Genomic DNA, 26911 nt, shown 5'->3' on the forward strand with positions numbered 1-26911 from the left:
GCCAATCCGCTGCAAGATCGGGGGCGACGACATGACGGACATGGTCGAACTGCAAAAGCGCAAGCAGCCGATCAATCTGGCCGTGGTGCATGTGGACCCGGACGCATTTGTCGCAAGCTTCATGGGCTGGCTGGAAATCACCGCCTTCATCAGCGCCCAGCGCGCCGGCACGGCCGCCATCCCCGCTGACGGGGTGACGCCCGCTTTGACCGCCGAGGATCTGAAAAGCCCCGGGGTCCGCAATGTCGGAAACGACGCGCTGTTCGCTTTCTGCATGACGGCGGCGCTGAAGGGCGACAAGGCGGCGGTGGATGCCGTGGACACTGCGCTGAAATCGAGCCTGGGCGAGGATTATCCCGGCGCGCTCGCGGTCGGCTATTTCCGCGCCAACAATGAAAATCCCATCCTGCTGGAGGATTTCGTCGGTGTCGCCGGGCGCAAATGGCTGGAAGGCGACAGGCCGCCCCCGCCCATGCGCGCCCGCGAGGATTGGAACACCGGCCTGCGCTTCTTCGAGAAGGCCCGGCAATCCAATTTCATCCAGGAGGTGATCTATCCCCTTGCGCGCTGGATGCGGGCGCGCTGGGGCCTGATCGCGGAGAAGGAAGCCGCCTTCCTGCATCATATCGAGGACAATCTTCCGGTGCTGCGCGAGGCCCTGGAAGACCCGCGCAACGACCAGCCCTTCATCGCCAACCTGCTGATGAAGGCGGCGCCGGCGGTCGATATGGAATTGACCGAGGAATATCAAGGCTTTTTGCGTTCCCTGGCGCGCCGCTAGGCGCGGCCCTGGCGGTCCGTACGCGGGGAGGGGTGGCGCGGGGAGACAAACCCGACAGGGCCGCGCGCCGGTCGCACAATGTCCGCTTTCCCACACGCCGCCCGCATTCGACTTTGAAAGGCTGGGACCATGACCGAGTTGTTCGCCATCTGCTCCACCTATGAGATCGACGACGGCGGCGCGCGCGGTTTCGTGCTCGCGCGGCTGGACGAGACCGGGGCCAGCAAGCCCTGGCCGATCCTCGTCACGCGCAAGTCCAACGCCTTCTTCGGCTTCGAGAATGCCTGCCCGCACCAGGGATCGCGGCTCGATACCATTCCCGGCGAGTTCCTGGACGAGGACGGCAATTTCCTCACCTGCGGCAAGCATCGCGCCCAGTTCGACCTTGATACCGGCCATTGCTTCATCGGGCCGTGCCAGGGCAAGGCGCTCACCCCGGTGGAACTCGTGATCGACGATGGCGACGTGTGCCTGGTGGGCATCGAGCTTGCCGAGGAGGACGGGCTCGACATCGAGGAGCCCGACACCTTTCCCGAGGTGATGATCACCAGTGACTGAGCCGCCCGGTGCCGCCTTTCCCCTTGCTTTTGCGACCCTTTTGCGCCCCGCGACAGGCGCGCTTTCTCCCGACGTCGCGGGTCGCCCCGGCTCTGATCCGCCGATGCGAACGACGGCCACGCTTCGACGAGCCCCGTCGATCACATCGAAGGACGACCCCTATGACCGCCGTTTCCGACACGCCTTTCGCCAAGCTCGAAACCGAGGGGCGGCTGCTGAAGCCGCTGTTGAGCGCCGATACCCATGTGGCCGGCCGCTTCGGCTATCGCGGCGACATCTCCTTCGACGGGCCAGAGACCTTGTTGAAGGAAGTGTTCTCGGTCTGCGAGAGCGGCAAGCCGGCAATCGGATTCCTCGCCGGCTCCATCAAGGAGTATGCGAGCCTGCCCAAGCTGGTCGAGACCTTTGGCGAAGCGTTCGACGGGGCCGGAAACTACTTCATCTATATCGCCGATCTGCCGCAGGGCAACCGCTTCTACATCCACTTCGGCGACGTGAAGGTGTTCGCTATCTATATCGACGAGACCAGCGTCTATAATGAACTGATCGACACCTTCTATGTCGACAAGATCAAGCTGAAGAAGTTCGATACCTCCGCCAAGCTCGATGCCCTGGCCGATGTGGGGCTGAAGTATTCGAGCCTCTCGGATTATAAGGAAATGTCGTTTGAGGACGGCATGAAGGTCAAGAACGCGGCCTGAGGGGTGCGCGATCCGGCCTGAAAGGTAAAGCCCGGTCAGTCCTGCGTACTGCTGCTCCAGGTGGTGTGCAGGACGCCCGGCTGCTTTTCGATTTCGGCGATCACCGCATCGATCTCGCTGGCATCCACGGCCGTGCTGACCAGCGTGGCGAGAATTTCCACCTTGTCGTTGCTGCGCTCGGTCACCTCCACGTCGCCGACCGGATAATGGGCCGCTTCCAGGCGCTCCACCAGCAAGTCGCGCACCTCGTCCAGGGCCGTGCTGGTGGTGATGACGAGTACTTCGTAGGTCTGCTCCGCGCTCTTGTCGTTGATGGGAATGCGGTTGATCAGATTCACCACCGGCCGCAGCAAGGTGTTGCCAGCCAATACGAAAACGGTCAGCAGGCCGGCTTCCGCGAGCATGTCGGTGCCGGCGCACGCGCCAACCGCGGCCGAGCACCACAAGGTGGCGGCGGTGTTGAGGCCGCGCACGTTCATGCCTTCCTTCATAATCACGCCGGCGCCCAAAAAGCCAATGCCGGAAACGACATAGGAGATCACCCGCACCGCCTCGGCGGTTCCGGCGATGCGCTGGGCCAGGTCCACGAAGGCGGCGGCGCCGATGGCGACCAGCACGTTGGTGCGCAGCCCCGCGGTGCGCTGGCGGTACTGGCGTTCCGCGCCGATCAGCAGGCCCAGGACGAAGGCCGCGGAGAAGCTGATGAACGTGTCAAAAAACTGCAATAAATCAAAAGTTTCAGCGAATTTCATGATTCCGCGACCCCGGACGCTCCAGCCACCCCAGCCTTAGCAGTCCGGGCGGAATTTTCCACCGTACCCCGGAGCGGAAAATCGCCGCTGGGGGAGGCCGCTTTCGCGCGGCCTCCCGGCGGGTGTGCGGGGGCGGGTTCAGGCGGCGGCGCGGCCCCATTTCGGGAACGGGTCGGGCAGGGATTTGAGCTTGGCGAAGTCCAGCGCCTTCGGATCGGTGGGGCCGACCAGGCACGCGTCCAGGGCGGCGCGGATTGCGGCTTCGTCGAGGCCCATGCCGATGAACACTAGCTCCTGCCGGCGGTCGCCATAGCCGGGCGCCCAATGGCGCTTCAGCTCGGTCTTCCATTCGGGATCGTTCGGCCAACGCTCCTTGGGCACGGCGGCCCACCAGAAGCCCATGGCCTCGGTGCGGCAGATGGCGCCGGCCAGGCTCATGTCGCCCACGAAGGCATCGCGGGTGGCGAGCCAGAACAGGCCCTTGGCGCGGATCAGGCCGGGCCACACGGTCTTCAGGAAGTCGGAAAATTTCTGCGGATGGAACGGCCGGCGGGCGCGATAGACGAAGCTTGCGACGCCATATTCCTCGGTTTCCGGCTGGTGATCGGCAAAGCCATAGAGTTCGCGATACCACAGCGGGTGTTCGTGGGCGGTCTCGAAGTCGAACCGGCCGGTGCCCATGACTTCGCCCAGCGGCACGTCGGCGAAATCGGTCTCGATCAGCTTGGCTTTGGGATTCAGCCCCTTGATGACGGCGCGGGCGGCGGCGATCTGGTCCGGTGGGGTGGCGGAAATCTTGTTGAGCACGATGGTGTCGGCGAACTCGATCTGGTCCACCAATAGGTCCACCAGGGTGCGGGCATCGTCCGCGCCGGCGACTTCGCCGCGATCACGCAGGAAATCGTTGGAGCCGTAGTCCTTCAGCAGGTTGGCGGCATCCACCACGGTCACCATGGTGTCGAGGCGGGCGAGATCGGACAAAGAGAAGCCCTCCTCGTCGCGGAACTCGAAGGTGGCGGCCACCGGCAAAGGCTCGGCGATGCCGGTGCTCTCGATTACCAAAGCATCATAGCGCCCGTCGGCGGCGAGGCGCTTCACCTCGGCCAGAAGGTCGCCGCGCAGGGTGCAGCAGATGCAGCCATTGGTCATTTCCACCAGCGTCTCGTCGGTGCGCGAGAGATTGGCGCCGCCCTGGCGCACCAGTTCGGCGTCGATGTTCACTTCCGACATGTCGTTGACGATCACCGCCACCCGCCGGCCCTCGCGATTGGCGAGGATGTGATTGAGCAGCGTGGTCTTGCCGGCGCCGAGAAAGCCGGACAGCACGGTGACGGGAAGGCGCGCATCGGTCGCGGTCATGGCTGCTCCTTATGAGAGATATATTGTATCAGTTTCATGCCACGTGGCGTGGCGGGGCGCAAGCCGGGTGCGCATGGCGGCTGTCGCAGGCGGCACCGAACCGGGCGTCGGGCGGAGCGCGGAACCTGAAGCCGCACGGTGTGCTTACCTCAGCCTGGGGCAAGGATGCGGGACCAACCTGCGCCATGCCGCCGGACAGTTTCGGTTCGCACCCCGCGCCCCCGAGGAGGGCCGCCCATGATCTCGCCCGCTGGACCCCGCTCGATGGCGCCATCGCCTATGGAAAGCCATGATTTCGACCCTGGCACCGCCTTCTGCCTGCGCTGTGGCTGCCATCGCAACATGGTGCTGCGGTTCGAGCGCGCCTGTATCGAGGCGTCGAACGTGGTGGCCATGTCCCATCTGCGGGCGCGTGCTCGGATGCAAGAGGCGCTCGGGCCGAAGACGGGTGCCTCCCTGCGCTAGGACCGATCGAGATTCAGCGGCGTGTTGCATCGTCGAGGCGCCTCAAGGCAGGTGCGCGGCATTGTCTTTCTTTCACCAGCCGTCATGGCCGGGCGTGTCCCGGCCATCCACGGGGCGCCGCCCGCTCCGGCCTTGAAAAGCCGATGCCAGCGGTGCCGCGTGGATGCACGGAACAAGCCCGTGCATGACGATGCTCTGCTGCAACGGCGTCATGCCGTGAATAGCGCTCGGGCCTAAGCCGTCGGCGCATATATAGGAAATTAGTCCTTGACAGCGCTGCGCTCTAGGACTATGGTCAGTTCATGTTCGAGATTTGCGTCTGGCGCCGGCGGTCTGGTCGGCCGGCGCGCGGCGCAGTCGGCCTCGGACGACCCATCCTAATCGCGAGATCCCCTCCCAAACGCGAGATCCCCATGTCCCGCATCCCGCCCAAGGCGGCGGGTCTGGCGCGCGCCCTCTATGAGGCCGGCACGCCGATCCGCCAGATTGCCGCCGAAACCGGCCTGTCCTCCGCCTCCGTCTATTTCTGGGCCGATCGCATCGTCGATCAGGACGGCACGGTGCATCACGCGCCCGCCCAGCGCCGCTATGGCGGGCGCACCACACAGCCGCCGAGCCGCACCCGCCGGCGCGCGCTTCTGGCGCGCCTGTGGCATGCCGCCGAGCGGCAGATGGACGAAATCGATACCCGCGTCGCCGCTCTGGACGCGCCGGACGCCGCCCTTGCCCGCCCGGGCGGGCGCGATGCCGGTGCACGCGAACCTAGTGCGCGCGAAACCAGTGCCCGGGACAGCGAGAAGGATGCGAAGGCACTCGCCGTCCTGGCCCGTGTGGTGCGCGAACTCGGCGCCCTCGATGGCGAGAGCGCGGCCGGAAAATCCCCGGCAACGGGCAAAGGCGGCGCGGCCGCGCAATCGGAGGAGGGCCTGCGTGGACGAAACCTCGACACCTTCCGCCGCGAGCTTGCGCGCCGCCTTGATCGCCTGCGCGAAGGCGGGGATGGCGCCGAGCCTGCTGGCTGAACTACCCGAGGCCGATGCCCGCCTGCTGCTCGCCGATTGGGAAATGTGGGCCCGGCCGGACCAATTGCCCCCCGATGCCGCCCAGGGCGGCGGCCCCTGGTCCACCTGGCTGGTGCTGGGCGGGCGCGGCGCCGGAAAGACCCGCGCCGGGGCGGAATGGGTGCGCGGCCTCGCGCTCGGCCGCCCGCCGTTCGCCGCGCGCCCGGTGGGGCGCATCGCCTTGGTGGCGGAAACCATGTCCGACGTGCGCGAGGTGATGGTGGAAGGGGTCTCGGGTCTGCTCTCCGTCCATGCCGCGGGCGAACGCCCGATCTGGGAGCCCACCCGGCGCCGGCTCGTCTGGAGCAACGGCGCGGTGGCCCAGGGCTTTTCCGCCGAGGATCCGGAAAGCTTGCGCGGTCCGCAATTCGAGGCCGCCTGGCTGGACGAGCTGGCCAAGTGGCGCCGCGCGGATTCAACCTTCGACATGCTGCAATTCGGCCTGCGGCTGGGCGATCGGCCGCGCCAGATGATCACCACCACGCCGCGCCCCTCCGCTTTGCTGCGGCGCCTGCTGGCGGACCCGTCCACCGCCATCAGCCGCGCCCGCACGGCGCAGAACGCGCTGCATCTCGCCCCCGGCTTTCTCGATGCGGTGCTGGCCCGCTATGGCGGCACGCGGCTCGGCCGGCAGGAATTGGACGGCGAACTGATCGAGGACCGGCCCGACGCGCTCTGGTCCCGCCCCGCCCTGGAAGCGGCGCGCGAGGAAGAGGCGCCGCCCTTGGCGCGCATCGTCGTGGGCGTCGATCCGCCGGCCTCCTCCCGGGCCGGGGCCGATGCCTGCGGCCTGGTCTGCGCCGGGATTGATGCCTCCGGCATCGTCCATGTGCTGGCGGACGCGAGCGAAAGCGGCCTGCGCCCTGCGCTCTGGGCGGCCCGCGCGGTGGCGCTGTTCCGCAAATTCGCGGCCGACCGCATCGTCGCCGAGGTGAACCAGGGCGGCGAGATGGTGAGCGCCGTGCTCGCTGAGGTGGACCCTTCCGTCCCGGTCGAGCAGGTGCGGGCCACGCGCGGAAAATTCCTGCGCGCTGAGCCGGTCGCCGCGCTCTACGAGCAGGGCCGCGTGCGCCATGCCGGGGCGTTTTCGGCGCTGGAGGACGAGATGTGCGATTTCGCCTTGGATGGGCTCTCGAACGGCCGTTCGCCGGACCGGCTGGATGCGCTTGTGTGGGCCGTCACCGCCTTGGCCCTCGGCGCGAAAACCGCGCCGCCCCGAGTGCGGGGATTGTAGCGGGGAGTGTTGTGCGCGGCGTTGTGGGGCGAGCCGTTGTTTGTGGGGGAAGCTGTCTTTTAAGACTCCTGTTTCCCTGCCAGAGCCAACGCTCCCCCTCTCCCCGACGGGGAGAGGGGCGGGGAGAGGGGGCCGGCGCGCGTCGCCTTGCCTGCAGCTTGCGAGTTTGCCCCAGCCCCCGGCTCTGCGTTTTGGCTGGGCCGGCGCAGGGGGACGTCGGGCACGGTTTGCGCGATGAGAGCTTTCCCCCTCACCCCAGCCCTCTCCCCGTCGGGGAGAGGGGGCGGAGCGGTGTTTGCGGGGGAAGTTCTCTTTTAAGACCCTCCTTTCCCTGCCAGAGCCATCGCTCCTCCCTCTCCCCGGCGGGGAGAGGGTTGGGGTGAGGGGGAAGAGACAGCGCGCGAGTCTCACGCCAGCCGGTCCGGCCGCTCCCGGCGCGGGGCGCCTTCGCCGCCGTGGGGCGGCGCATCCGGGTTGAAGCGCGACCAGCCATCCTTGCGGTAATCGTTCGCCCGCGCCGCGGGGTCGAATGCCGGCGGGGCGGCGAGGATGGTGCGGGCGGCATCGAGCCGCGCCGCGTCCACCTTCGCCACCACCAGCGCGCCGCCGCGCCGCACGCTTTCCGCGCAGGCATGGGCATCGTCCTCGGGAACGCCGCCATCCATCAAGGCGCCGATGATGCCGCCCGCCGCGCCGCCCACGGCCGCACCGGCGAGCGCGCCGGCCGCCGTCGACAGCAGCCAGCCACCCGCCAGCACCGGGCCGATGCCGGGAATGGCGATCATGCCGAGCCCCGCCAGCAGCCCGCCCGCGCCGCCGATGCCGGCACCGATGCCCGCGCCCGCGCCGGCATCGTGGATCACCTCGGCGAGGTGGTCCGCATGTTCCCGGTCCGCGTGTTCCTGTTCGGCGTGTTCCTGATCCCCATGTTCCTGATCCGCCGCGCCCTGCGGCGGGGCATCCGCGCTCTTGGCGATGATCGAGATCGCGTCGCGCGCAATGCCCGCCATCTGGAGCGCGCGCACCGCTGCGACGGCATCGTCCCGGCTGTCGTAGAGGGCGGTCACGGTGGTCGTCATTGCGGTCGGCTCCTGGTTCGCATCGCGGGGTCCCGGACGGCGTGGCCGTCGTGGGACCGGCGGTCGGATCTTGCCTGCCAAATCCGGTTTGTGAAATCCGGCCGCGCGCGATCTGCGCGCCCGGATGCTCGCCTCTCAACGTATTGACCGCCGCCGCGTTCCCGGCGGCCCCAAAAGGAGCTTTCCGCATGCTCGCGTCCTTCCTCGCGCCGTTCCGCGCACGCCCCGCGGAGGGCCACGCACGCCCCGCGGAGGCGAAAGCCAGCCGGGCTGCGGCCCTGGTCGCGTTCTTCGGGCAGGGGCGGGCTCGCTGGTCGCCGCGCGACTATGGCTCGCTGGCGCGCGAGGGGTTCTTGCGTAACGCCATCGCCTATCGTGCCGTGCGCATGGTGAGCGAGGCCGCCGCCAGCGTGCCGCTGCTGCTCATGCAAGGGCCGCGCGAACTCGACCGCCATCCGCTGCTGGATCTGCTCGCCCGGCCCAATCCGCGCGCCCAGGGCGCCGATCTGCTGGAGGCGCTGTGCGGCCATCTCATGGTGGCCGGAAACGCCTATCTGGAAGCCGTGGCGGTGGAGGGCGCGGTGCGCGAACTCCACGTGCTGCGCCCCGACCGGGTGCGCGTGGTGCCCGGCCCGGAGGGCTGGCCGGAGGCGTTCGACTATACGCTCGACGGCCATACCCTGCGCATCCACCAGGATGGCGCGGATACCGCCGGGGTGCCGCCGATCCTCCATCTCACCTTCTTCAATCCGCTGGATGATCATTACGGCTTCGCGCCGCTGGAGGCGGCCGCCCAGGCGCTCGACCTGCACAATGCCGCCACCGCCTGGAACAAGGCGCTGCTGGACAATGCCGCGCGCCCGTCCGGCGCCCTGGTCTATGGCGGGACGGGATCGCTGAGCGACGAGCAGTTCGAGCGGCTGAAGGGCGAACTGGAGGCGAGCTTCCAGGGGCCCACCAATGCCGGGCGCCCGCTGTTGCTGGAAGGCGGGCTCGACTGGAAGCCGCTCGCGCTGAGCCCCAAGGACATGGATTTCGAGGCCGCCCGCAACGGCGCGGCGCGCGAGATCGCGCTGGCGCTGGGCGTGCCGCCCATGCTGCTCGGCATTCCCGGCGACAACACCTATGCCAATTATGCCGAGGCCCATCGCGCCCTGTGGCGGCTCACGGTGCTGCCGCTGGTGAAGCGGCTCGCGGCCTCGCTCTCCGCCTGGCTGGCGCCGGCCTATGGGGAGGGTCTCGCCCTGGTGCCGGACCTCGACCAGGTGGAGGCGCTCTCTTCCGAGCGCTCGGACCTGTGGGCGCGGGTGGGCGCGGCGGATTTCCTCACCGATGCCGAAAAGCGCGCCGCCGTGGGCTACGGCACCCGCGCGCCCGGCGGTTAGGCGTCACTATGGACGCGCTGATCCGCATCTTCGCCGAGCGCGGCGACCTTGCCCATCTCGCGCTGCTGCTGTGGGCGGTCAGCGCCTCGGCGGTGGCGTTCCGCGCGCTGGCAGGGCTCGCGAAGGCCACCGAGCGGCTGGATGATTTCGTGCGCGAGCTGGCCCGCTTCAACGCCCGCCACGGGAGCGAGTGAGCGCTTCCTTGTCCCGGCTGTCCTTCGCACTCCGTGTCCCGGCCCAGCGACGGCATTGCCGGAGCGCCGAGCCGGGACCCAGCGCAAAATTCCTGCGCAGCAGCCGAGTGCGCCGCGCGCATTTTGAATTGAAGCGCCTGCGGCGGCGCTTTGCGCTGGGTCCCGGCTCGCGCTCCCCGCCTGCGGCGTTCCGCTTGGCTGGGACGCAGGTGCGATATCGGGTGTCCCGGCCCAGCGACGGCTTTGCCGGAGCGCCGAGCCGGGACCCAGCGCGGGATTCCTGCGCAGCAGCCGACCGCGCCGGCGCATCTGGATTGAAGCGCCTGCGGCGGCTTTTTGCGCTGGGTCCCGGCTCGCGGTTCCCGCCTGCGGCGTTCCACTTGGCTCGGATGCGAGTGCGATATCGGGTGTCCCGGCGCAGCGACCGCATCGCCGGAGCGCCGAGCCGGGACCCAGCGCGAAACCTCCTGCGCAGCAGCCGACCGCGCCGGCGCATCTGGATTGAAGCGCCTGCGGCGGCTTTTTGCGCTGGGTCCCGGCTCGCGCTCCCCGCCTGTGGCGTCCTGCTTGGCCGGGATGCGGGCGTTCGATCACCGTTCCGCGCCATTCCCCCATCCCAAACCGGAGATCCTCCATGCGTGCTCCCGGCCGCAAGGCGTCCACGCCGCGCATCCGTGCGTTCGGCCCCACCTTCCATCGCTCCACCGCAGCGCCCAGCGCGCCGGCTCCCGGCGGGGTGTTCCGCGAGTTCGTCGCGGCGCTGGAAAAGCTTGAGCGCGCCAAGCGCCGCAAGCCGCGCGGCACCGATCCGAAGGGCGCATGAGCAGCCCGGCGCGCATCGCGCTTTTCCCGCCCGGCGCGGGGGAAGCGGGCGCCGACATTGCCGGCTATGCCTGCCGCTTCGAGATGCTCGACCTCGGCCGCGACATCATCGAGCGCGGCGCGTTCGCCGCCTGCCTCGCCGCGCGCGGGCCGGGCGCGGTGCGCATGCTCTACCAGCACGATCCCGCCGAGCCGATCGGCGTGTGGACCCACATCGTCGAGGATGCGCGCGGGCTCTATGTGCGCGGGCGGCTCGCGGGCGATGTGGAGCGGGCGCGCGAGGTGGCGAGCCTGATCCGCCTCGGCGCGCTTGATGGGCTCTCCATCGGTTTCAAGGCCGCCGCCGCCCGCACCGATCCGCGCACCCGCGTGCGCCGCATCTCCCGCATCGATCTGTGGGAGATTTCCATCGTCACCTTCCCCATGCAGCCCGACGCCCGCGTCATCGTCGCGCCCGGCGGGCAGGACGCGTCGCGCACCGACGTGGCGTCGCGCACGGACGACCTGCGCCGCACCAATACTGGCCGCGTGCCCGCCTGACCTCCCCACCGCCGGCGGTGCGCCGGCCTGACGCGAAAAATGCCGGCCGCGCGCCGGCCTTGCTTTCCGCAAATCCGGCCCGGCGCCGATCCGCGATCGGAGCCGCCGGCCGCCGCTTTCCTTTCCTCCTCCCACAGGACCGATCCATGACCCATCCCCTGAGCGCCCCCGAGACCAAGGTGACGGCCCCCGAGGCGAACGAGGCTCATTTCGACCTCATGCTCGCGTTCGAAGCCTATAAGGCCACCAACGAGCAGCGCCTCGGCGAGATCGAGCGCCGCGCCGCTGATCCGCTGACGCAGGAAAAGCTGGCCCGCCTCGATGCCGCCCTCGACAGCCAGAAGGCGCGCCTCGACGCCCATGTCACCAAGAGCCGCCGCCCCGCCCTCGGCGGCGCCCCGGAGCAGCGCTCGGGCGCTGCGCTGGAGCATGGCGACGCCTTTTCGAGCTATGTGCGCACCGGCGAGAGCGGCGGGCTCAAGGCATTGGAAGCCAAGGCGCTTTCGGTCGGCAGCGGTGCCGACGGCGGCTATCTGGTGCCGGCGGAAACCGAGCATGAGATCGCCCGCCGCCTCACCCAGCTGTCCCCGATCCGCGCGCTCGCCAGCGTGCGCACCATCGGTTCCGGTACCTACAAGAAGCCGTTCATGAAGAGCGGCCCGGTCAGCGGCTGGGCGGCCGAGACCGCCGCCCGTCCCCAGACCGACAGCCCGGTTTTGGCCGAGCTCGCCTTCCCCGCCATGGAGCTCTACGCCATGCCGGCGGCGACCCAGGCCCTGCTGGACGATGCCCAGGTCAATCTGGAGGAATGGATCGCCGCCGAGGTGGACAGCGCCTTCGCCGACCAGGAGGGCGCGGCCTTCGTGAATGGCGACGGCATCGCCAAGCCCAAGGGCTTCCTCGCCTATACCAAGGTGGCCGAGAGCGCCTGGACCTGGGACAAGGTGGGCTATGTGGCGAGCGGCGTCTCGGGTGCGCTTCCGGCCACCAATCCGTCCGATCCGCTGGTGGACCTGGTCTATGCGCTGAAGGGCGGCTATCGCCAGAACGCCAGCTTCGTGCTCAACCGCCGCACCCAGGCGGCAGTGCGCAAGCTGAAGGACGAGAGCGGCGATTATCTCTGGGCGCCGCCCGCCGTAGCCGGGCAAAGCGCAAGCCTGATGGGTTTCCCGGTCGCCGAGAGCGAGGACATGCCGGACATCGCGGCCGATGCGTTTGCGATCGCCTTCGGCGATTTCCGCCGCTTCTATTTGGTGGTGGACCGGGCCGGCGTGCGGGTGCTGCGCGATCCTTATTCCGCCAAGCCTTATGTGCTGTTCTACACCACCAAGCGGGTGGGCGGCGGGATCCAGGATTTCGACGCCGCCAAGCTGCTGAAGTTCGCTGTGAGCTGAGGCTGCGGGGGAGGGGCGGGGCAGCGGTTTCTTTGCGGCCCCCTCACCCCAACCCTCTCCCCGCCGGGGAGAGGGAGCTTATGGGGCTGGTGGAGGAGACGTCTCTTCGCCGGGTCGGTTCCCCCCTCTCCCCGCCGCGGAGAGGGGGCTTATGGGCTGGGGGGATGAGACGTCTCTTCGCCGGGCCGGTTCCTCCCTCTCCCCGCCGGGGAGAGGGTCGGGGTGAGGGGGCAGCGCGCACCTGCCCGCTGCGTAGGATTTCTCGCACTGGGTCCCGGCTCCGCGCTCCGGCTGCGCCGTCGCTTGTCCGGGACGCGGGAGCCTTGTGTCGGCGGGTCGCTGTACTCGGTCTTCGCCGCAGCCCCTCACCCCAACCCTCTCCCCGTCGGGGAGAGGGGGCTTATGGGCTGGGGGGATGAGACGTCTCTTCGCCGGGCCGGTTCCTCCCTCTCCCCGCCGGGGAGAGGGTCGGGGTGAGGGGGCAGCGCGCACCTGCCCGCTGCGTAGGATTTCTCGCACTGGGTCCCGGCTCCGCGCTCCGGCTGCGCCGTCGCTTGTCCGGGACGCGGGAGCCTTGTGTCGGCGGGTCGCTGTACTCGGTCTTCGCCGCAGCCCCTCACCCCAACCCTCTCCCCGTCGGGGAGAGGGGGCTTATGGGCTGGGGGAGGAGATGCCTTTTCGCCGGCCTGGTTCCCCCTCTCCCCGGCGGGGAGAGGGTCGGGGTGAGGGGGCAGCGCGCACCTGCCTGCTGCGCAGGATTTCTCGCGCTGGGTCCCGGCTCCGCGGTCCAGCGGGGCCGTCGCTGGTCCGGGGCGCGGGAGCCTTGTGTCGGCTGGTCGCGGCTCGCGGTCTTCGCCGCAGCCCCTCGCCCCAACCCTCTCCCCGCCGGGGAGAGGGGGCTTATGGGGCGGGGGGCGGAGATGCCTTTTTGCCAGCCTGGTTCCCCCTCTCCCCGCCGGGGAGAGGGTCGGGGTGAGGGGGCGGGACGCGCGCGGCGCTTCAGGCCCCGCCGTTCAGTTCGCGAGGACGATGCAGGCGCCGCCCGCCTTGTGGAGGCTGGCGCAGAGCGCGTTCGCTTCCGCCCGCGTCTGGGCGGGAAGTCGCACGCGATAGAACGGGCCGCGCCCACGCCCGGGCACGCGGGTGCCGATGACCATGGGCGATCGTTCGCCGATGACGCCAGCGAAGCGGTTCGCGGCGCGGCTGTAGGCGGCGAGCGCCACGCTCTTGGAGAAGGCGCCCGCCACCTGCACGCCCCAGGGCGCGAAATCCGGGCTTTCGGCCGTGCCGGCAAGTGCCGGCTCGCCCTGGCGCAGGGCGGCGACGACGCCGAGGCAGGTTTTGCCATCGCCGGTCTTGCCATCGCTGGACTTGCCATAGTCAGACTTGCCATCGTCAGACTTGCCATCGTCGGAGAAGCCCCGCGCCGCGCCGGTCTTGCGTTCCGTCTCGGGAGCGGTGGCCATGTCTGAACTCGCCCTCGCCTCAGAAGCCTTGTCCGCCTCGGACCTCTTGTCCGCGCCGGACTTGCCGGCCGGCGGCCCGCCCGGCGCCGGCTTTTCGCCGCGTTTGGCCGCCGCCCAATCCTCGGCACTGCGGCCGGTGATGAGGCGCACATAGAGGCGCGTTTCCGAGGGAAGGCCCGAGCGGCCGGCGAGGAACGCGTCCACGCGGGCGGGGCCGGCATTATAGGCCGCCGCCGCAAGCCCGAGATTGCCGAACCGGCGCTGAAGATCGGCCAGCAGGCTTGCCGCCGCCGGAAGTGCGGCCTCGGGATCGAACGGGTTCCTCAAGCCGCGCTCGGCGGCCGTGCCGGGCATGAACTGGGCGATGCCCTGCGCGCCCTTGGAACTCACCACATGGCTGCGGAACGAGCTTTCGCGCCAGATCAGGCGGGTGAGGAAGGCCGCCGGCAGCGCCTCCCTCAGCGCCGCCGCTTCGATCAGGCGGCAGAGCGCCTGGTCCACGCTCTCCCCGCCCGCCGCCTGTGCCGAAGGCGCGCCGAGCGCGGCCGCGACGCATGCAAAGAGCAATGATCGCACCGCGCGGCCGAAGGCGCGGGCGCGGGCCATCTCAGCCCTTCACCGGGCTGCCGAGGGCGCGGGCGGTGGCGGTGATCCAGTCGCGATGCAGGCCCACCAGGGTCACGCCCGTGACGCCGCCGCAGCCGCGCGCGCCATTGGGGCCGGTGGCCCAGCCGATGACGCCCGCGATCTCGCCGTCCTGGAAGGCCGGGCCGCCGCTGTCGCCCACGCAGCCGCCCGCGAGCCCGCTTTGCGGCGACAGGCGCGCCATGATGCCGCCGGTGGTGCCGATGGACGGCAGCAGCGCGGTGCGCAGCTTGCCCGCGCTCTTCTCCGCGCCGTCGGCGGTGACGCCGAAGCCGGCGATGAGAAAGAACGCGCCGCGCGCCGGCAGGCCGCCGCTGGCGATCCGCGCCGGGCTGAAGCGCGCCGGCAGCGGCTCAGACAGCTTCATCAGGGCAAGGTCCGGCGTCGGCCGGCGGGTGCGGAACTGCGCGCCGTTGAAGGACGGATGGATCGCGATGCGCAGCGCCGGCACGAGGCGCGGCGTGCCCTCGCCGACCAGCGCCACGGCATAATCGCCGGCCGGCTGCACGCAATGGGCGGCGGTGAGCACCAGGTCCTGCGCCACCACGCTGCCGGTGCAGGACGCGCCGCGCGTCGAGACGATCAGCACCGTGTGCGCGGCGATGTCGTCGCTCGCCGGCTCGCCGCCGACGATGGCATGCACCGGCAGCGCGGCGAGGCTCAGCAGCCCCACGAGCAGCAGGCCGGCGAGCAGCCCCGGTCCGTTTCCTCTGCGGTCGCGGCGGGCGGGGGCGGGGGAGGGATCTGTCGCGTCGATGGTCATGGCGCGTTTCTGCCGGCCCGGCGGGCCGTTCGTCAATGCCGCGCCGCGCGCGCCGCAATCTTATCTTCCAGCGGAGATCCCCATGTGTGAACGCATCGACGGGCCATCGGCCGAGCCCCTGGGGCTCGCCGAGGCCAAGGCTTTCCTGCGCCTCGACACCGACGCGCAGGACGACGTGGTGGCCGCGCTCATCGCCGCCGCCCGCCAATGGGTGGAGAGCGAGACGCGCCGCATCCTGCTTTTCCAGACATGGCGCTTCACCCGCGATGCCTGGCCGCCGAGCGGCCTCATCGCGGTGCCGCTCGCCCCGGTGCGGGCGGTGCTGGCGGCCCGGATGGTGGCCGAGGACGGCACGACGCAAGATCTGCCGCTCGACCTGTTCACCTTCGCCGGCGCGCGCCTGCCGCCGCTGATCGCGGTGGATCTCGCCCGCGCCCCGGCGCCGACGCGGCGGCTCGGCGGCATCGTGCTGGAGCTTCAATTGGGCTATGGCGCGACCCCGGCGGAGGTGCCGGCGGATCTGCTCCAGGCGGTGCGCCAGCTGGTCGCGGTCCTTTACGAGCATCGCGACGAGCCGGGCGACCAGGGCCGCATGCCCGACAGCATCCTGGCGCTGCTGCGCCCCTATCGTTCGGTGCGGCTGTGAGCGGCGCGGGCGTGAGCGGCGCCGGCGACCTGCGCCATCGCCTGATCCACGAGACGGCGGTGACCTTGCCCGATGGTGCGGGCGGCACCAGCACCACCTTCCTCGCCGTGGACCAGCTCTGGGCGCGCATCGAGAGCCCGGCGGGCGATCCTTCGCTGAGCGCCGAGCGGCGCCTCGCGACGCTGATCCACCGCATCACCGTGCGGGCGCCCAATACCCTGTCGCGCGGCGACCGGCTGACGCTCGGCACGCGCATCTTCGCCATCGAGGCGCTGAGCGATCCCGACGGGCGCGGGCGCTTTACGCGCGCTTTGTGCCGGGAGGAGCAGACATGAGCAATCCCGTTTCCGGCCTCGACGGCCTTGCCAGCCGGCTCGCGGCGCAATTTGCCCCGCGCCTCGCCGAACAGGCGGTGGACGGGGCGGCGCGCGATCTCGCCGCGCGCCTTGCCCCCGCGCTCGGCCTGCCGGCCGATATCCGCCCGCAAGGTCCGGCGCGCCTCGTGGGCACGGACGATCCCGCTGCCGTGGCGCGCGAGACCGGCACCCTGGCGCGGCCGGCGGCCCCCTGGCTCGCGCCCGTCCTCGCCGAACTGCGCCGGAGCGCCACCCCATGAGCCCGCCCCTCACCAGCCCCGCTCTGGCCCTGCGCACCGCGATCCGCGTGCGGCTCTCCACCGATGGCCCGCTGCTCGCTCTGCTGGGTGGGCCGCGCGTCTATGACCTGCCGCCGCCGGCCGCCGCCTTTCCCTTTCTCACGCTCGGGGAAGCGGTGGTGGCCGATTGGTCAACCGCCACCGAGGCCGGCACCGAGCAGAGCCTGACCTTGCACGCCTGGTCGCGCGAGAGCGGGCGGGCGGAAGCCTTCGCGCTCGCCGCCGCCGTGCAATCGGCACTGCACGATGTGCCGCTCGCGCTCGCCGGCCACCGCCTCGCCAATCTGCGCGCCACCACCGCCGAGGTGCGGCGCGACGAGGACGGGCGGACCTTCCACGCTCTGGTGCGCTTTCGCGCCGTCACCGAACCTGCTTGAGGAGATTTCCATGGCCGCGCAGAAGGGCAAGGACCTGCTGCTGAAGATGCACGACGGCACCAGTTATGCCACCGTGGCGGGGCTGCGCTCGCGCACACTCGCCTTCAACGCGCAGAGCGTCGATGTCACCCATTCCGATTCCGCCGGGCGCTGGCGCGAATTGCTGGCCGGCGCCGGCGTGAAGCGGGCCAGCATCGCCGGCAGCGGCGTGTTCAAGGATGCCGCTTCCGACGCTTTGGTGCGCGCCGCTTTCTTCGACGGGGCGCTGCGCGACTGCCAGGTGCTGATCCCCGATTTCGGCACCGTCTCCGGTCCGTTCCAGGTGACGGCGCTGGAGGTCGCGGCCGAGCACGACCGGGAAGTGACCTTCGACCTGACGCTGGAAAGCGCGGGCGAAATCACCTTCGCCGCGCTGTGAGGGGTTTTTGCGTGCGTCTTCCACCTCCCGAACCCTCTCGCAGCTTTCCCCCTCCCCAGCCCTCCCCCGCAAGCGGGAGAGGGGGCATGGCGGTGTGGATGGCGAGACGGTCTCTCCCTCCGGCCCATCGCAACTCCCTCTCCCGCTTGCGGGGGAGGGCTGGGGAGGGGGAGCCGGGTGCGAACGAAAATCCCTTGAGGAGATCCCCATGACCAACGCCCATCGCGGCGAAATCGAGGCTGTGCTCGATGGCCGGCCGCGCACCCTGGTGCTGACCCTCGGCGCGCTCGCGGAGCTGGAACAGGCGTTCGGCGCGAGCGACCTGGTCGCCCTCGCCGAACGGTTCGAGACCGGGCGGCTGACCGCCCGCGACGCCGCGCGCATCATCGCCGCCGGCCTGCGCGGCGCGGGCGACGCGGTGAGCGAGGAAGAGGTTGGCGCCATGCGGGCGGAGGAGGGGGCGATCGGCTATGCCCGCATCGTCGCGCGCCTGCTCGCGGCCACTTTCGGAGGCGCCGCCGACACCCGCCCTCAGCCGCCGCAGACGGCCTGAGCGCGCCCGCGCGGCCCTTCCCCTGGGAGGAGGCCATGCGGGCTGGGCTCGGGCTTCTGCGGCTGCCTCCCGACCAATTCTGGCGCATGACGCCGCGCGAGCTTTCCGCCGCGCTTTCCGCCTTCGCGCCGGATCCGCGCGCCGGCCTCGATCGCGCCGGGCTCGCCGACCTCATGCGCCGTTTTCCCGACACCGCTTGAATAGGAGAGACCCATGACCCCCGTCGATGGCATTTCGGTCAAGGTGGATGCCGATACGCGCCCGTTCCGCGATGCTTTGGCCGACAGCGAGCGCCTCGCGCGCGGCTTCGCCTCCACCCTGGCCAGCGCGTTCACCGGCATTGCCGTGAAGGGACAGGATCTGGGCGACGTGGTCGAGACCATCGGCACGCGGCTTTCCAGCCTGGCGCTGAACCTTGCCCTGAAGCCGGTGGAGCAAGGCGTCGCCAGCTTGTTCTCCGGCATCTTGGGCGGCACGACCTTTGCGCGCGGAGGGGTGGTCGCAGACGGCGCCGTGCGCCCGTTCGCCAAGGGCGGGGTGGTGGCGGCGCCGACCTATTTTCCCCTCGGATCGGGCACGGGCCTGATGGGCGAGCGCGGCGCGGAAGCCATCCTGCCGCTGGCGCGCGGCGCCGACGGTTCGCTCGGCGTGCGCACCCAGGACGGTGGCGGGCGCGCGTCGGTGACGGTGAATGTCAGCACACCCGACGTGGCGAGCTTCCGCCGCTCGGACGCCTATCTCTCCGGCCTCGTGGCGCGCGCGGTGGCGCGGGCGCAGCGCGGTGCCTGAGCGCCCAGCTTCACTTGCTCAGTTTCACTTGACCGTCTTCCACGGGTCGAAGGCGGGGCCGGAATTGCCGGTGATGGTGGTGGCGCTGGTGCCCGGATTGGGCGCATTGCCCACCGTGCTGCCCGATCCCGCATCCATACGCACAGCGCCGCCCACCTTGATGCAGGTATCGGTGCCCGGCGCACGCTGGAACCCCGCCCCGAACTGGGCGCAAGGGTTCGCGCCGGGGTTCGCCCCGGGCTTCGCCGTATCGCCGGCGCGGGCGGAGTCGGCGCCGAATGTTCCTAGCAGCGCCGCCAGGGCGAGGCCGCCACGCAGTGCGCGAACCGGCGCGCCGGCGCGGCGCGGGGGGAAGAAATGAGCGAAAGGAAGACCCATGGCATCCTCGTGACGCGGCCCGGCCGGGCAAGATCGGGAACCGTCCCGCACACAGTTTAGACCGGCAGATCGTGGCGCGTCCAAGGCGGTTCGTTCAGCCAAAGCGGTTCGGGTGGTGACGGCGCGCGCGAGACAGGTTCAAAGCTCCGCCGCCAAACCGCACCGGCGAATTTGGCGCGCGGCAGGCCGTATCATGGCGAACCTTGCCGACGCGCCTTGCCCCGGCGGGCTGTGTCTGGAGGGGTCTTGGACGGGGCGGTCTTGTTGTGGTCGGCGCACGTTCCGTTCGGGCGGAATGACCTTCTCAACGGCAAAAACTTCTCTTTCGATATTTGAGAGGCGGACCGGCTTTGCCCTGACGGCTGTTGCCGATGGGACGCATCCTGCGTCCACCGCCTCTCGCGTCGACCGTCTCCCGTGCTCGCCGTTTTCTGCGCGCGCCGTTCCGATGAGGGTGAACCCGGCGCGCCGAACCAGGCGTGCTCGCTCCGGCGAACCGGCTCAAGCTTGCCGGTTCCGGGCCGCCCGGCGCATTTGCGAAGGAAGGACGGGTATGCAGATCCCGCGCGAGCAGGGCGGTCCCATCTATGACCGGCCGGACAATCCGGCCGGATGTCTTGACCCCGCCTGCGCGGCAACGCCGGCGGTACGCGCGAAAACCGCGCGCCAAGGCTAGGGTGGCCTCAGCTTTTCTTGGCGGGCGCCTTGGCCTTGGGTGCGGCTTTCGCGGGTGCCTTGGCGGCCGCCTTTGCCGGGGCTTTGGCCGACGCCTTGGGCGCGGGCTCGGCGGCCTTCTTGGCGGCGGCGGACTTGTCCGCTGCGGCCTTGATCGCGGCGACCTTGCTCGCCGTGCTGGTCTTAGCGGGGGCCTTCGCGCTGGCCGCCTTCGGGGCCGCCTTGGGGGCCGCAGCCGGAGCGGCCTCAGCCTTCACGGCGGCTGCTTTGGGTGCAGCCGCCTTGGGCGCGGCCGCCTTGCTCGCGGCGGGTTTCGCGGCGGGCTTGGCAGCCGGTGTCTTGGCAGCCGATGCCTTGGCTGCGGGCTTTTTGGCGGCAGCCGGCTTCTCGGCCGGTGCCTCGACGGCGGGAGCCGACGCGGCTTTCGCCTTCGCGGCGGGCTTGGCCGCAGCCTTCGCAGCCGGCTTGGCCGGCGCGGATTTCACCTCGGCGGCGGCTTTCGGCGCGGCTGCCTTCGGCGTGGCGGCCTTGGCCGCGGGCTTCTTGACGGGTGCCGCCTCCGCCGCCGGCTTTGCGGCGGCGGCCTTCGCGGGTGCCGGCTTCGCTGCTGCGGATTTGGGGGCTGCGGACTTCGCCGCAGACTTCACCGCCGGGGATTTCACCGCCGGGGACTTGGGTGCTGCCGCGGGCTTCGCTGCGGCGGTTTCCGGCGCTTTCGCCGGGGCGGCGGCGGCGGGCTTTTTCGCGGTCTTCGTGGCCATGCTTCGGCTCCATCCTCAACGAGGAGTTGGAAGTCAAAGCTTCCAACTAATCTATGTCAAGACGCTGGATACTGAAAACACCTCAGAATTGGGAGGTTTTGTAACAATATGGCATCCTTTCATGAGGTTTTGTTCCCGCTGGACGTCGCCCTGGGCGCTTCCGGCGGGCCGGAGCGGGTCACGCAGGTGGTTACGACCGCCTCCGGACGCGAGGAGCGCAACGCCCGTTCCGCTGATTCGCGGCGCCGGTTCGATGCTGGATACGGCGTGAAAACCCTCGCCGCCTTGCACGATGTGCTGGCCTTTTTCGAAGAGCGGCGCGGGCGTCTTTACGGCTTCCGCTGGCGCGACCGGCTGGACCATGCCTCGTGCCCCCCGGGCGCTTCGATTTCGCCCCTCGACCAGACCCTCGGCACCGGAGACGGCGCGCGCGCCGTGTTCGCCCTGACGAAGACCTACGGCGCCTTCCACGCGCCCTATGCGCGGGCCATCGCCAAGCCGGTTGCGGGCACCGTGCGGGTGGCCGTCGACGGGGTCGAGCAGGCGGAGGGCGCAGCCTTCGGGTGCGACCCCGCGAGTGGCCGCGTCACCTTCCTGCCGGGGCATGTTCCCACGGTCGGAGCGCGGGTCAGCGCGGGGTTTCAGTTCGACGTGCCGGTGCGCTTCGACACCGATTTTCTCGAGGTCAATCTGACCGCCTTCGCGGCCGGGGACATCCCCCGGATTCCCGTGATCGAAATCCGCTGACAGGAGCCGCCATGCGCCCGGTGCCCACCGCCCTTCAAGCCGCCCTCGACGGCGGCGCCACCACCTTCTGCCACGGCTGGCGCATCGCCCGCCGCGACGGCGTCACGCTCGGCTTCACCGACCATGATCGCGACCTCCTGGTGGAGGGCCTCACGTTCCACGCGGCGGGCGGCATCGCCGGCAGCGAAAGCGTTGTCGGACAAGGCCTCGGGGTCACCGGCGCGGAGGTCTCCGGCGCGCTCTGCGCCGACACGCTGAGCGAGGCGGACCTTGCCGCCGGCCGCTTCGACGGGGCGCGCATCGAGCATCTGCTGATCGACTGGAGCGCGCCGGAAAATCACCTGCTGCTCCGGCGCGGAACGCTCGGCGAGGTGCGGCGCGAGGGTGCCGCCTTCACCGCCGAAATCCGCTCCCCGTCCGATGCGCTCAACCAGACCCGCGGGCGGCTGTTTTCCGCTTTGTGCGATGCCGATCTCGGCGATGCGCGCTGCGGGGTGGATGTCGCCGTCGCACCCCATCTGCGCACCGGCATCGTGGCCGGCGTGGAAAGCGCGCTCCGGCTGCGTCTGTCCGGCCTTGGAAGCATCGCCTCGCAGGCGTTCCTGGCCGGTCGGCTCGGCTTCACGTCGGGCCTCAATGCGGGCTTTTCCACCGAAGTGAAGCTGCACGAGGCGCAGGGCGAGACGCCGCTGTTCCAGCTCTGGCAGCGACCGCCGGAAAGCGTCATGCCGGGCGATGGCGTTGCGCTCACGGCGGGCTGCGACAAGCGCTTCTCCACCTGCCGCGACCGCTTCGCCAATGGGCTCAATTTTCGCGGCTGCCCGCATATGCCGGGCAATGATTTCGTCATCACCATCGCCGTGCCGGGCGAGGGCGGATACGACGGCGGAGCGCTCTCATGAGCCCGCACGCGCCGACACGCGCGCGCGTGGTGGAAGAGGCGCGGACCTGGCTCGGCACGCCCTATCTGCATCGCGCCTCGGCGCGGGGCGCGGGCGCCGATTGCCTCGGCCTGGTGCGCGGGGTGTGGCGCGGCCTCTACGGCACCGAGCCGGAGCCGCTCGCGCCCTATGCGCCGGATTGGGCGGAGGCGTCCCGTAGCGAGACCCTGGCGCTCTGCGCCGGGCGTCATCTGCGCGCGGTTCCGGTGGCGGAGGCGCGACCCGGCGACGTGCTGTTGTTCCGGTTCCGCGCGCATCTTCCCGCCAAACACGCGGCCATTCTCTCCGCCCCCGGTTTCATGATCCACGCCTATGACGGCGTGGCCGTGTGCGAGGGCCATCTGACGCCCTGGTGGCGCCGGCATCTGGCCCATGCGTTCGCATTTCCGGGCGTGGAATAGGGCGCGGAGGCCGGCTCTCGCGGCTGTTCCTGTGCCCCCTCCCCAACCCTCCCCCGCACGCGGGAGAGGGGGCTTGTGGGATGTCGGGGCGAGAGATTTTCGCCGCACGCACCGGCCGCCCCCTCACCCGCCCGCTTCCGCGGTCGACCTCTCCCCGTGGGGGAGAGGTGAGCCATGCGAATGGAGTGGGGGCTTACCGGGTTGGCGGCGAGAGCTGCCCTTTTCGCAAGCCAAACGCGCCCCCTCTCCCCGCCGGGGAGAGGGATGGGGTGAGGGGAAAGCCGCCGGTGCGAGCCGCGCACCAGGCGGTTTCGTGCCGGTCCAAACGACTCAAACACAATCGGAGATGTTCAATGGCGACGCTGCTTCTCGGCGCGGCCGGCTCACTTGTGGGCGGGGCGTTTTTCGGGCCGCTCGGCGCGGTCGCCGGGCGGGCGCTGGGCGCGCTCAGCGGATCGGTGGTGGACGGCGCGTTGCTTGGCGGCAGCCGCTCCAATGTGGTGCAGGGATCGCGCCTGTCCGACCTCGACGTGATGACCTCCAGCGCCGGCGCGCCGGTACCGCGCATCTATGGCCGTGCGCGCCTCGCCGGACAGGTGATCTGGGCGACGCGGCTGGAGGAGGTTGTCTCCACGAAGGTGCAGTCCAGCGGCGGCAAATCCAGCCGCGCGCAGAAGGTGACGACCACCACCATTTCCTATGCCTATTTCGCCAGTTTCGCCCTCGGCCTGTGCGAAGGGGAGGTGACCCGCATCGGCCGCGTCTGGGCCGACGGCAAGCCGCTCGACACCTCGGGCCTCACGGTGCGCGCCTATCTCGGCAGCGCCGATCAGCCGCCCGATCCCTGGATCGAGGCGAAGCAAGGGGCGGGCAATGCGCCGGCCTATCGCGGCCTCGCCTATCTCGTGTTCGAGCACCTGCCGCTGGCGAAATTCGGCAATCGCGTGCCGCAGATCACGGTGGAAGTGGAGCGCGCGGTGGGGCGGCTCGAGCCGCTGGTGAAGGCGGTGACGCTGATCCCCGGCTCGACCGAATTCGGCTATGATCCGCGGCAGGTGCAGCGGGTGCTGGGGCGCGGCGCCTATGGCGCGGAAAACCGCCATGTCACCAGCGCCGAGAGCGATCTGGAAGCCTCGCTCGATCAGCTCCAGGCGGCCTGTCCCAATCTGCAGCGCGTCTCCCTCGTCGTCACCTGGTTCGGCGATGACCTGCGCGCCGGCGCTTGCACCGTGCGGCCCAAGGTTGAGCGCACGGTGAAGGACACCATCCCTTATGGCTGGACGGTGGGCTGGTTGCCGCGCCTGCTGGCACCCCTCGTCAGCGATCACGAGGGCCGCCCGGCCTATGGCGGTACGCCGAGCGATGCCAGCGTCATTGCGGCGATCCAAAATCTCAACGCGCGCGGGTTGAAGGTGACGCTGAACCCGTTCGTGATGATGGACATCGCGCCGGGCAACGGCCGGGGCGATCCGTGGAGCGGCGCCGCCTCCCAGCCGGCCTATCCCTGGCGCGGGCGCATCACCTGCGATCCCGCGCCCGGGAGCTCCGGTTCGCCCGACGGCGGGGCGGGGGCGGATGCGCAAGTCGCGGCGCTCTTCGGCACCGCGCAGCCGGGGCATTTCTCCAATTATTTCGGCGGCATCCTCTACCTGGGTCCGGCCGAATGGAGCCTGCGCCGCATGGTGCTGCATTACGCCTTCCTGGCGCAGATGGCGGGCGGGGTGGAAACCTTCCTCATCGGCTCGGAATTCGCCGCGCTCACCCGCGTGCGCGGCGCCGGCGGCTCCTTTCCGGCGGCCCAGGCGCTGCGCGTGCTGGCGCAGGATGTGAAGGCCATGCTCGGCCCCGGCACCAAGGTGTCCTACGGCGCCGACTGGACCGAATATGGCGCGCAGAGCTTTCCGAACGGCGATGTGCGCTTTCCGCTGGATGCGCTGTGGGCCTCGCCCGCCGTGGACTTCATCGGCGTCGATTATTATCCCCCGCTCGCCGACTGGCGCGACGGCCGCGGCCATCTCGATGCGGCGCTGGCGGAAGGCCCCTACGACCTCAATTATCTCACCGCCAACACCCGGCGCGGCGAGGCCTTCGACTGGTATTACGCCGATGAGGCCGCCCGCGCCGCGCAGGCGCGCACGCCCATCGCCGACGGGGCTTATGGGGAGCCGTGGATCTATCGCCAGAAGGACCTCTGGTCGTTCTGGAGCCTGCCCCATTACGAGCGCGCGGCGGGCGTGCGCGCGGCGACGCCGACCGCCTGGACGCCTGGCTCCAAGCCGTTCCGCCTGACCGAGGCGGGGTGCCCGGCGGTGGACAAGGGCGCCAACCGGCCGAGCACCTTTCCCGACGCCAAATCGGTGGAAGGCAGCCTGCCGCCCTTCTCCAACGGCGCCCGCGACGATCTCATGCAGCGCCGCACGCTGGAAGCGGTGCTCGGCGCCTTCGATCCCGACGCGGGCGCGGGCGATGCCGACAATCCGCCCGCGCCGGCCTATGGCGGGCGTATGGTGGAAGAGGGCGGTATCTTCCTGTGGACCTGGGATGCGCGGCCCTATCCGCAATTTCCGCTCGCCCGCGACGTGTGGGCGGATGGCGCCAATTGGGAGACCGGCCATTGGCTCACCGGCCGGCTCGGCGCGGCGCCGCTCTCCGCCGTCATCGAGACCGTGTGCGCCGATCACGGGGTGGAGAATATTTCCGCGACCGGCGTGCTGGGCGTGGTCAGCGGCTTCATCGTGGACCGGCCCATGTCGGCCCGCAGCGCTCTGGAACCGCTGGCCCGCGCCTTCGCCTTCGATGCCCGCGAGGAGGGCGGCATCCTCGCCTTCCGCCCACGCGGTGGGGCGGTCGCGGCGCGCATCGATGCCGCAGACCTGGTGGCGGGGGAGGATGGGGCGGCTCTCTCCCTCGTGCGCGCGCAGGAAAGCGAATTGCCGCTGGAAGTGGGTCTGAGCTTCATCGATGCCGGCGCCGATTATCGCACCGCCAGCGTCAGTTCGCGGCGCCTGGTGGGCGCGAGCCGGCATGTGGCGCAGACCGAAATTCCGGTCGTCGCCTCCGACGCCGTGATGGTGCGCGCGGCCGACATCTGGCTTCAGGATCTGTGGGCCGGGCGCGAGAGCGCCACCTTCGCCTTGCCGCCCTCCCATATCGGCCTCGTGCCCGGCGATGTGGTGGAAATCCTCGACGGCGCGCGCACGCGGGTGCTGGAAATCACCCGCATCGAGGATGCGGAAGCGCGCGCCATCACCGCCCGCTCCATCGAGCCGGAGGTGTTCGACACCCCGCTCCAGGGCGTGGCGGCGGGCAGCGTGGCCCTGCCGCCGGCCTATGGCCCGCCGGCCGTGCAAGTGCTCGATCTGCCGCTGCTGGCGGCGGGCGATCCGGTGCCGCTGCAATCGCTCGCCGCCGCCGCCGTGCCCTGGCCCGGCACGCTCGCCGTGTGGCGCTCCGCCGACGGGGCGAGCTTTGAGGCGGTGGCCGCCTTCAGCGCCTCCTGCACCATGGGCGAGACCCTGGACGATCTCGCGCCCGGTCCGCTCTGGCGGTTCGATCGCTCCACCATTCTGCGGGTGCGGCTGGATGGCGGGCTGTTGCTCGGCGCCAGCGAAGGACAGGTGCTGGAAGGGGCGAACGTGCTCGCTCTGCTGGCCGAGGGGCGGGCGCCGGAAATCCTGCAATTCACCCAGGCGGAGCTGGTGGAGGGCGGCCTGTTCGCGCTCTCCGGCCTGCTGCGCGGACAGGCGGGCACCGAGGCTGCGGGCGCCGCCGCATGGCCTGCCGGCACCGGCTTCGTGCTGCTGGACGGAAATATCGCAAGCGTGGCGAGCGGCGTTTCCGCTTTTGGCCGCGCCTATGTCTATCGCGTGGGCCGCGCGGACCGCGACCATGGCGACGCCTTCGTTTCCGAGGTGAGCGGGCAGGTGGGCGGCGCGGCCTTGAAGCCCTATGCGCCGGTGCATCTTTCCGCCCGCCGGCACGGCGGCGATATCGCCCTTGCCTGGATGCGCCGCACCCGCACCGACGGCGATGGATGGGATGCCGTCGACGTGCTGCTGGGCGAGGCGGTGGAAGCCTATCGGCTGGAGATTCTGTCGGGCGCGTCGGTGGTCCGCGCGGTGGAGGTGGCCGCCCCCGCCTTCACCTATGCGGCCAGCGACGAGACGGCGGATTTCGGCGGGCCACAAAGCGCGTTGACCTTCCGCGTCGCCCAGCTTTCGGCGGTGCTCGGCGCCGGCGATTTCGCGCTGGCGACGCTTGCGTTGTGAGGCGTTGCCTCCGGACGTTCGGCGCGGTGCCAGCCCCTCACCCCAGCCCTCTCTCCGACGGGGAGAGGGAGATATGGGGGCGCGGACGCGGGCCTCTCTCCCC

The 26911-nt window shown here is 70.4% G+C and carries 30 protein-coding genes; 23 read left to right on the forward strand and 7 right to left on the reverse strand.

The genetic code is table 11. The features are described 5' to 3' along the window. The first annotated feature begins 31 nt into the window (after positions 1–31). The 3 genes from V5G24_RS07420 (at position 32) to V5G24_RS07430 (ending at position 2040) form a co-directional block, all read left to right on the forward strand. Positions 32–781 (forward strand): hypothetical protein, encoded by a 750-nt coding sequence (locus tag V5G24_RS07420; protein ID WP_394084612.1) that lies wholly within the window; start codon positions 32–34, stop codon positions 779–781. 129 nt (positions 782–910) lie between these two features. Then, a complete protein-coding gene (locus V5G24_RS07425) occupies positions 911–1339 on the forward strand; it encodes a Rieske (2Fe-2S) protein (RefSeq protein WP_394084613.1) in 429 nt (142 codons plus the stop codon). Positions 1340–1500: 161 nt separating this feature from the next. Further along, positions 1501–2040, forward strand: a complete 540-nt coding sequence (locus V5G24_RS07430) for a hypothetical protein (RefSeq protein ID WP_394084614.1) — start codon at positions 1501–1503, stop codon at positions 2038–2040. Between the two features lie 35 nt (positions 2041–2075). On the opposite strand, the gene V5G24_RS07435 is transcribed toward V5G24_RS07430, so the two are convergent. After that, positions 2076–2792, reverse strand: a complete 717-nt coding sequence (locus V5G24_RS07435) for an MgtC/SapB family protein (RefSeq protein ID WP_394084615.1) — start codon at positions 2790–2792, stop codon at positions 2076–2078. A 138-nt stretch (positions 2793–2930) separates the two neighbouring features. Further along, on the reverse strand, positions 2931–4151 hold the full coding sequence (gene zigA / locus V5G24_RS07440) for a zinc metallochaperone GTPase ZigA (RefSeq protein WP_394084616.1): 1221 nt from the start codon (positions 4149–4151) through the stop codon (positions 2931–2933). Positions 4152–4388: 237 nt separating this feature from the next. Between zigA and V5G24_RS07445 the strand changes: the two genes are divergently transcribed. The 3 genes from V5G24_RS07445 (at position 4389) to V5G24_RS07455 (ending at position 6911) form a co-directional block, all read left to right on the forward strand. Continuing rightward, on the forward strand, positions 4389–4616 hold the full coding sequence (locus V5G24_RS07445) for a hypothetical protein (RefSeq protein ID WP_394084617.1): 228 nt from the start codon (positions 4389–4391) through the stop codon (positions 4614–4616). A 413-nt stretch (positions 4617–5029) separates the two neighbouring features. Then, on the forward strand, positions 5030–5638 hold the full coding sequence (locus V5G24_RS07450) for a helix-turn-helix domain-containing protein (protein WP_394084618.1): 609 nt from the start codon (positions 5030–5032) through the stop codon (positions 5636–5638). Continuing rightward, entirely contained in the window at positions 5616–6911 is a 1296-nt protein-coding gene (locus V5G24_RS07455; protein ID WP_394084850.1) for a DNA-packaging protein, read from the forward strand. The genes V5G24_RS07450 and V5G24_RS07455 overlap by 23 nt, the downstream gene beginning before the upstream one ends. A 407-nt stretch (positions 6912–7318) precedes the next feature. Here V5G24_RS07455 and V5G24_RS07460 read toward each other — a convergent pair whose 3' ends face one another. Further along, the gene (locus tag V5G24_RS07460; protein WP_394084619.1) at positions 7319–7990 is read right to left on the reverse strand and encodes a hypothetical protein; all 672 of its coding nucleotides are present in this window, start codon (positions 7988–7990) and stop codon (positions 7319–7321) included. Between the two features lie 188 nt (positions 7991–8178). Here V5G24_RS07460 and V5G24_RS07465 point away from each other — a divergent pair, with 188 nt between their 5' ends. The 5 genes from V5G24_RS07465 (at position 8179) to V5G24_RS07485 (ending at position 12325) form a co-directional block, all read left to right on the forward strand. Next, the gene (locus V5G24_RS07465) at positions 8179–9375 is read left to right on the forward strand and encodes a phage portal protein (RefSeq protein WP_394084620.1); all 1197 of its coding nucleotides are present in this window, start codon (positions 8179–8181) and stop codon (positions 9373–9375) included. Positions 9376–9383: 8 nt separating this feature from the next. After that, a complete protein-coding gene (locus V5G24_RS07470) occupies positions 9384–9569 on the forward strand; it encodes a hypothetical protein (protein WP_394084621.1) in 186 nt (61 codons plus the stop codon). A gap of 634 nt (positions 9570–10203) precedes the next feature. Continuing rightward, positions 10204–10392 carry a hypothetical protein gene (locus V5G24_RS07475; protein ID WP_394084622.1) on the forward strand — a complete coding sequence of 63 codons (189 nt, stop codon included), beginning with the start codon at positions 10204–10206 and terminating at the stop codon, positions 10390–10392. Beyond that, positions 10389–10931 (forward strand): HK97 family phage prohead protease, encoded by a 543-nt coding sequence (locus tag V5G24_RS07480; protein ID WP_394084623.1) that lies wholly within the window; start codon positions 10389–10391, stop codon positions 10929–10931. The genes V5G24_RS07475 and V5G24_RS07480 overlap by 4 nt, the downstream gene beginning before the upstream one ends. Positions 10932–11077: 146 nt before the next feature. After that, positions 11078–12325, forward strand: a complete 1248-nt coding sequence (locus V5G24_RS07485; RefSeq protein ID WP_394084624.1) for a phage major capsid protein — start codon at positions 11078–11080, stop codon at positions 12323–12325. Between the two features lie 1013 nt (positions 12326–13338). On the opposite strand, the gene V5G24_RS07490 is transcribed toward V5G24_RS07485, so the two are convergent. Together V5G24_RS07490 and V5G24_RS07495 are read right to left on the reverse strand one after the other, a co-directional pair. Next, a complete protein-coding gene (locus V5G24_RS07490) occupies positions 13339–14397 on the reverse strand; it encodes a lytic transglycosylase domain-containing protein (protein WP_394084625.1) in 1059 nt (352 codons plus the stop codon). Position 14398: 1 nt separating this feature from the next. Next, on the reverse strand, positions 14399–15199 hold the full coding sequence (locus V5G24_RS07495) for a S1 family peptidase (RefSeq protein ID WP_394084626.1): 801 nt from the start codon (positions 15197–15199) through the stop codon (positions 14399–14401). Positions 15200–15281: 82 nt separating this feature from the next. Here V5G24_RS07495 and V5G24_RS07500 point away from each other — a divergent pair, with 82 nt between their 5' ends. The 8 genes from V5G24_RS07500 to V5G24_RS07535 all read left to right on the forward strand — a co-directional run bounded on the left by V5G24_RS07500 (position 15282) and on the right by V5G24_RS07535 (position 18637). Further along, on the forward strand, positions 15282–15845 hold the full coding sequence (locus V5G24_RS07500; protein ID WP_394084627.1) for a head-tail connector protein: 564 nt from the start codon (positions 15282–15284) through the stop codon (positions 15843–15845). An 11-nt stretch (positions 15846–15856) separates the two neighbouring features. Further along, entirely contained in the window at positions 15857–16180 is a 324-nt protein-coding gene (locus tag V5G24_RS07505; RefSeq protein ID WP_394084628.1) for a phage head closure protein, read from the forward strand. Then, the gene (locus tag V5G24_RS07510) at positions 16177–16461 is read left to right on the forward strand and encodes a hypothetical protein (RefSeq protein ID WP_394084629.1); all 285 of its coding nucleotides are present in this window, start codon (positions 16177–16179) and stop codon (positions 16459–16461) included. Before V5G24_RS07505 ends, V5G24_RS07510 begins: the two co-directional genes overlap by 4 nt. Continuing rightward, complete coding sequence (locus tag V5G24_RS07515; RefSeq protein WP_394084630.1) at positions 16458–16877, forward strand: DUF3168 domain-containing protein; 420 nt, start codon at positions 16458–16460, stop codon at positions 16875–16877. Before V5G24_RS07510 ends, V5G24_RS07515 begins: the two co-directional genes overlap by 4 nt. Before the next feature lie 10 nt (positions 16878–16887). Then, positions 16888–17295, forward strand: a complete 408-nt coding sequence (locus V5G24_RS07520) for a phage major tail protein, TP901-1 family (protein ID WP_394013656.1) — start codon at positions 16888–16890, stop codon at positions 17293–17295. A gap of 208 nt (positions 17296–17503) precedes the next feature. Beyond that, entirely contained in the window at positions 17504–17848 is a 345-nt protein-coding gene (locus V5G24_RS07525) for a gene transfer agent family protein (protein ID WP_394084631.1), read from the forward strand. Between the two features lie 35 nt (positions 17849–17883). Then, the gene (locus tag V5G24_RS07530; RefSeq protein ID WP_509292294.1) at positions 17884–18048 is read left to right on the forward strand and encodes a rcc01693 family protein; all 165 of its coding nucleotides are present in this window, start codon (positions 17884–17886) and stop codon (positions 18046–18048) included. Between the two features lie 13 nt (positions 18049–18061). Beyond that, a complete protein-coding gene (locus V5G24_RS07535) occupies positions 18062–18637 on the forward strand; it encodes a phage tail tape measure protein (RefSeq protein WP_394084632.1) in 576 nt (191 codons plus the stop codon). Positions 18638–18661: 24 nt separating this feature from the next. Here V5G24_RS07535 and V5G24_RS07540 read toward each other — a convergent pair whose 3' ends face one another. Then, positions 18662–19015, reverse strand: coding sequence for a porin (locus V5G24_RS07540; RefSeq protein ID WP_394084633.1), 354 nt, complete (start codon positions 19013–19015; stop codon positions 18662–18664). A gap of 683 nt (positions 19016–19698) precedes the next feature. After that, entirely contained in the window at positions 19699–20451 is a 753-nt protein-coding gene (locus tag V5G24_RS07545; RefSeq protein WP_394084634.1) for a hypothetical protein, read from the reverse strand. A 108-nt stretch (positions 20452–20559) separates the two neighbouring features. On the opposite strand from V5G24_RS07545, the gene V5G24_RS07550 reads away from it, so the two are divergent. From V5G24_RS07550 to V5G24_RS07565, 4 genes are all read left to right on the forward strand, one after another. Then, complete coding sequence (locus V5G24_RS07550; protein ID WP_394084635.1) at positions 20560–21198, forward strand: phage distal tail protein, Rcc01695 family; 639 nt, start codon at positions 20560–20562, stop codon at positions 21196–21198. 11 nt (positions 21199–21209) lie between these two features. Next, positions 21210–22100 carry a phage/gene transfer agent baseplate hub protein gene (locus tag V5G24_RS07555; protein ID WP_394084636.1) on the forward strand — a complete coding sequence of 297 codons (891 nt, stop codon included), beginning with the start codon at positions 21210–21212 and terminating at the stop codon, positions 22098–22100. Next, positions 22097–22540 (forward strand): NlpC/P60 family protein, encoded by a 444-nt coding sequence (locus V5G24_RS07560; RefSeq protein WP_394084637.1) that lies wholly within the window; start codon positions 22097–22099, stop codon positions 22538–22540. Before V5G24_RS07555 ends, V5G24_RS07560 begins: the two co-directional genes overlap by 4 nt. Positions 22541–22893: 353 nt before the next feature. Continuing rightward, positions 22894–26808, forward strand: a complete 3915-nt coding sequence (locus V5G24_RS07565; RefSeq protein WP_394084638.1) for a baseplate multidomain protein megatron — start codon at positions 22894–22896, stop codon at positions 26806–26808. Positions 26809–26911 lie beyond the last annotated feature (103 nt).

The organism is Roseixanthobacter finlandensis, from assembly GCF_043195105.2.
GTDB lineage: Bacteria > Pseudomonadota > Alphaproteobacteria > Rhizobiales > Xanthobacteraceae > NCEH01.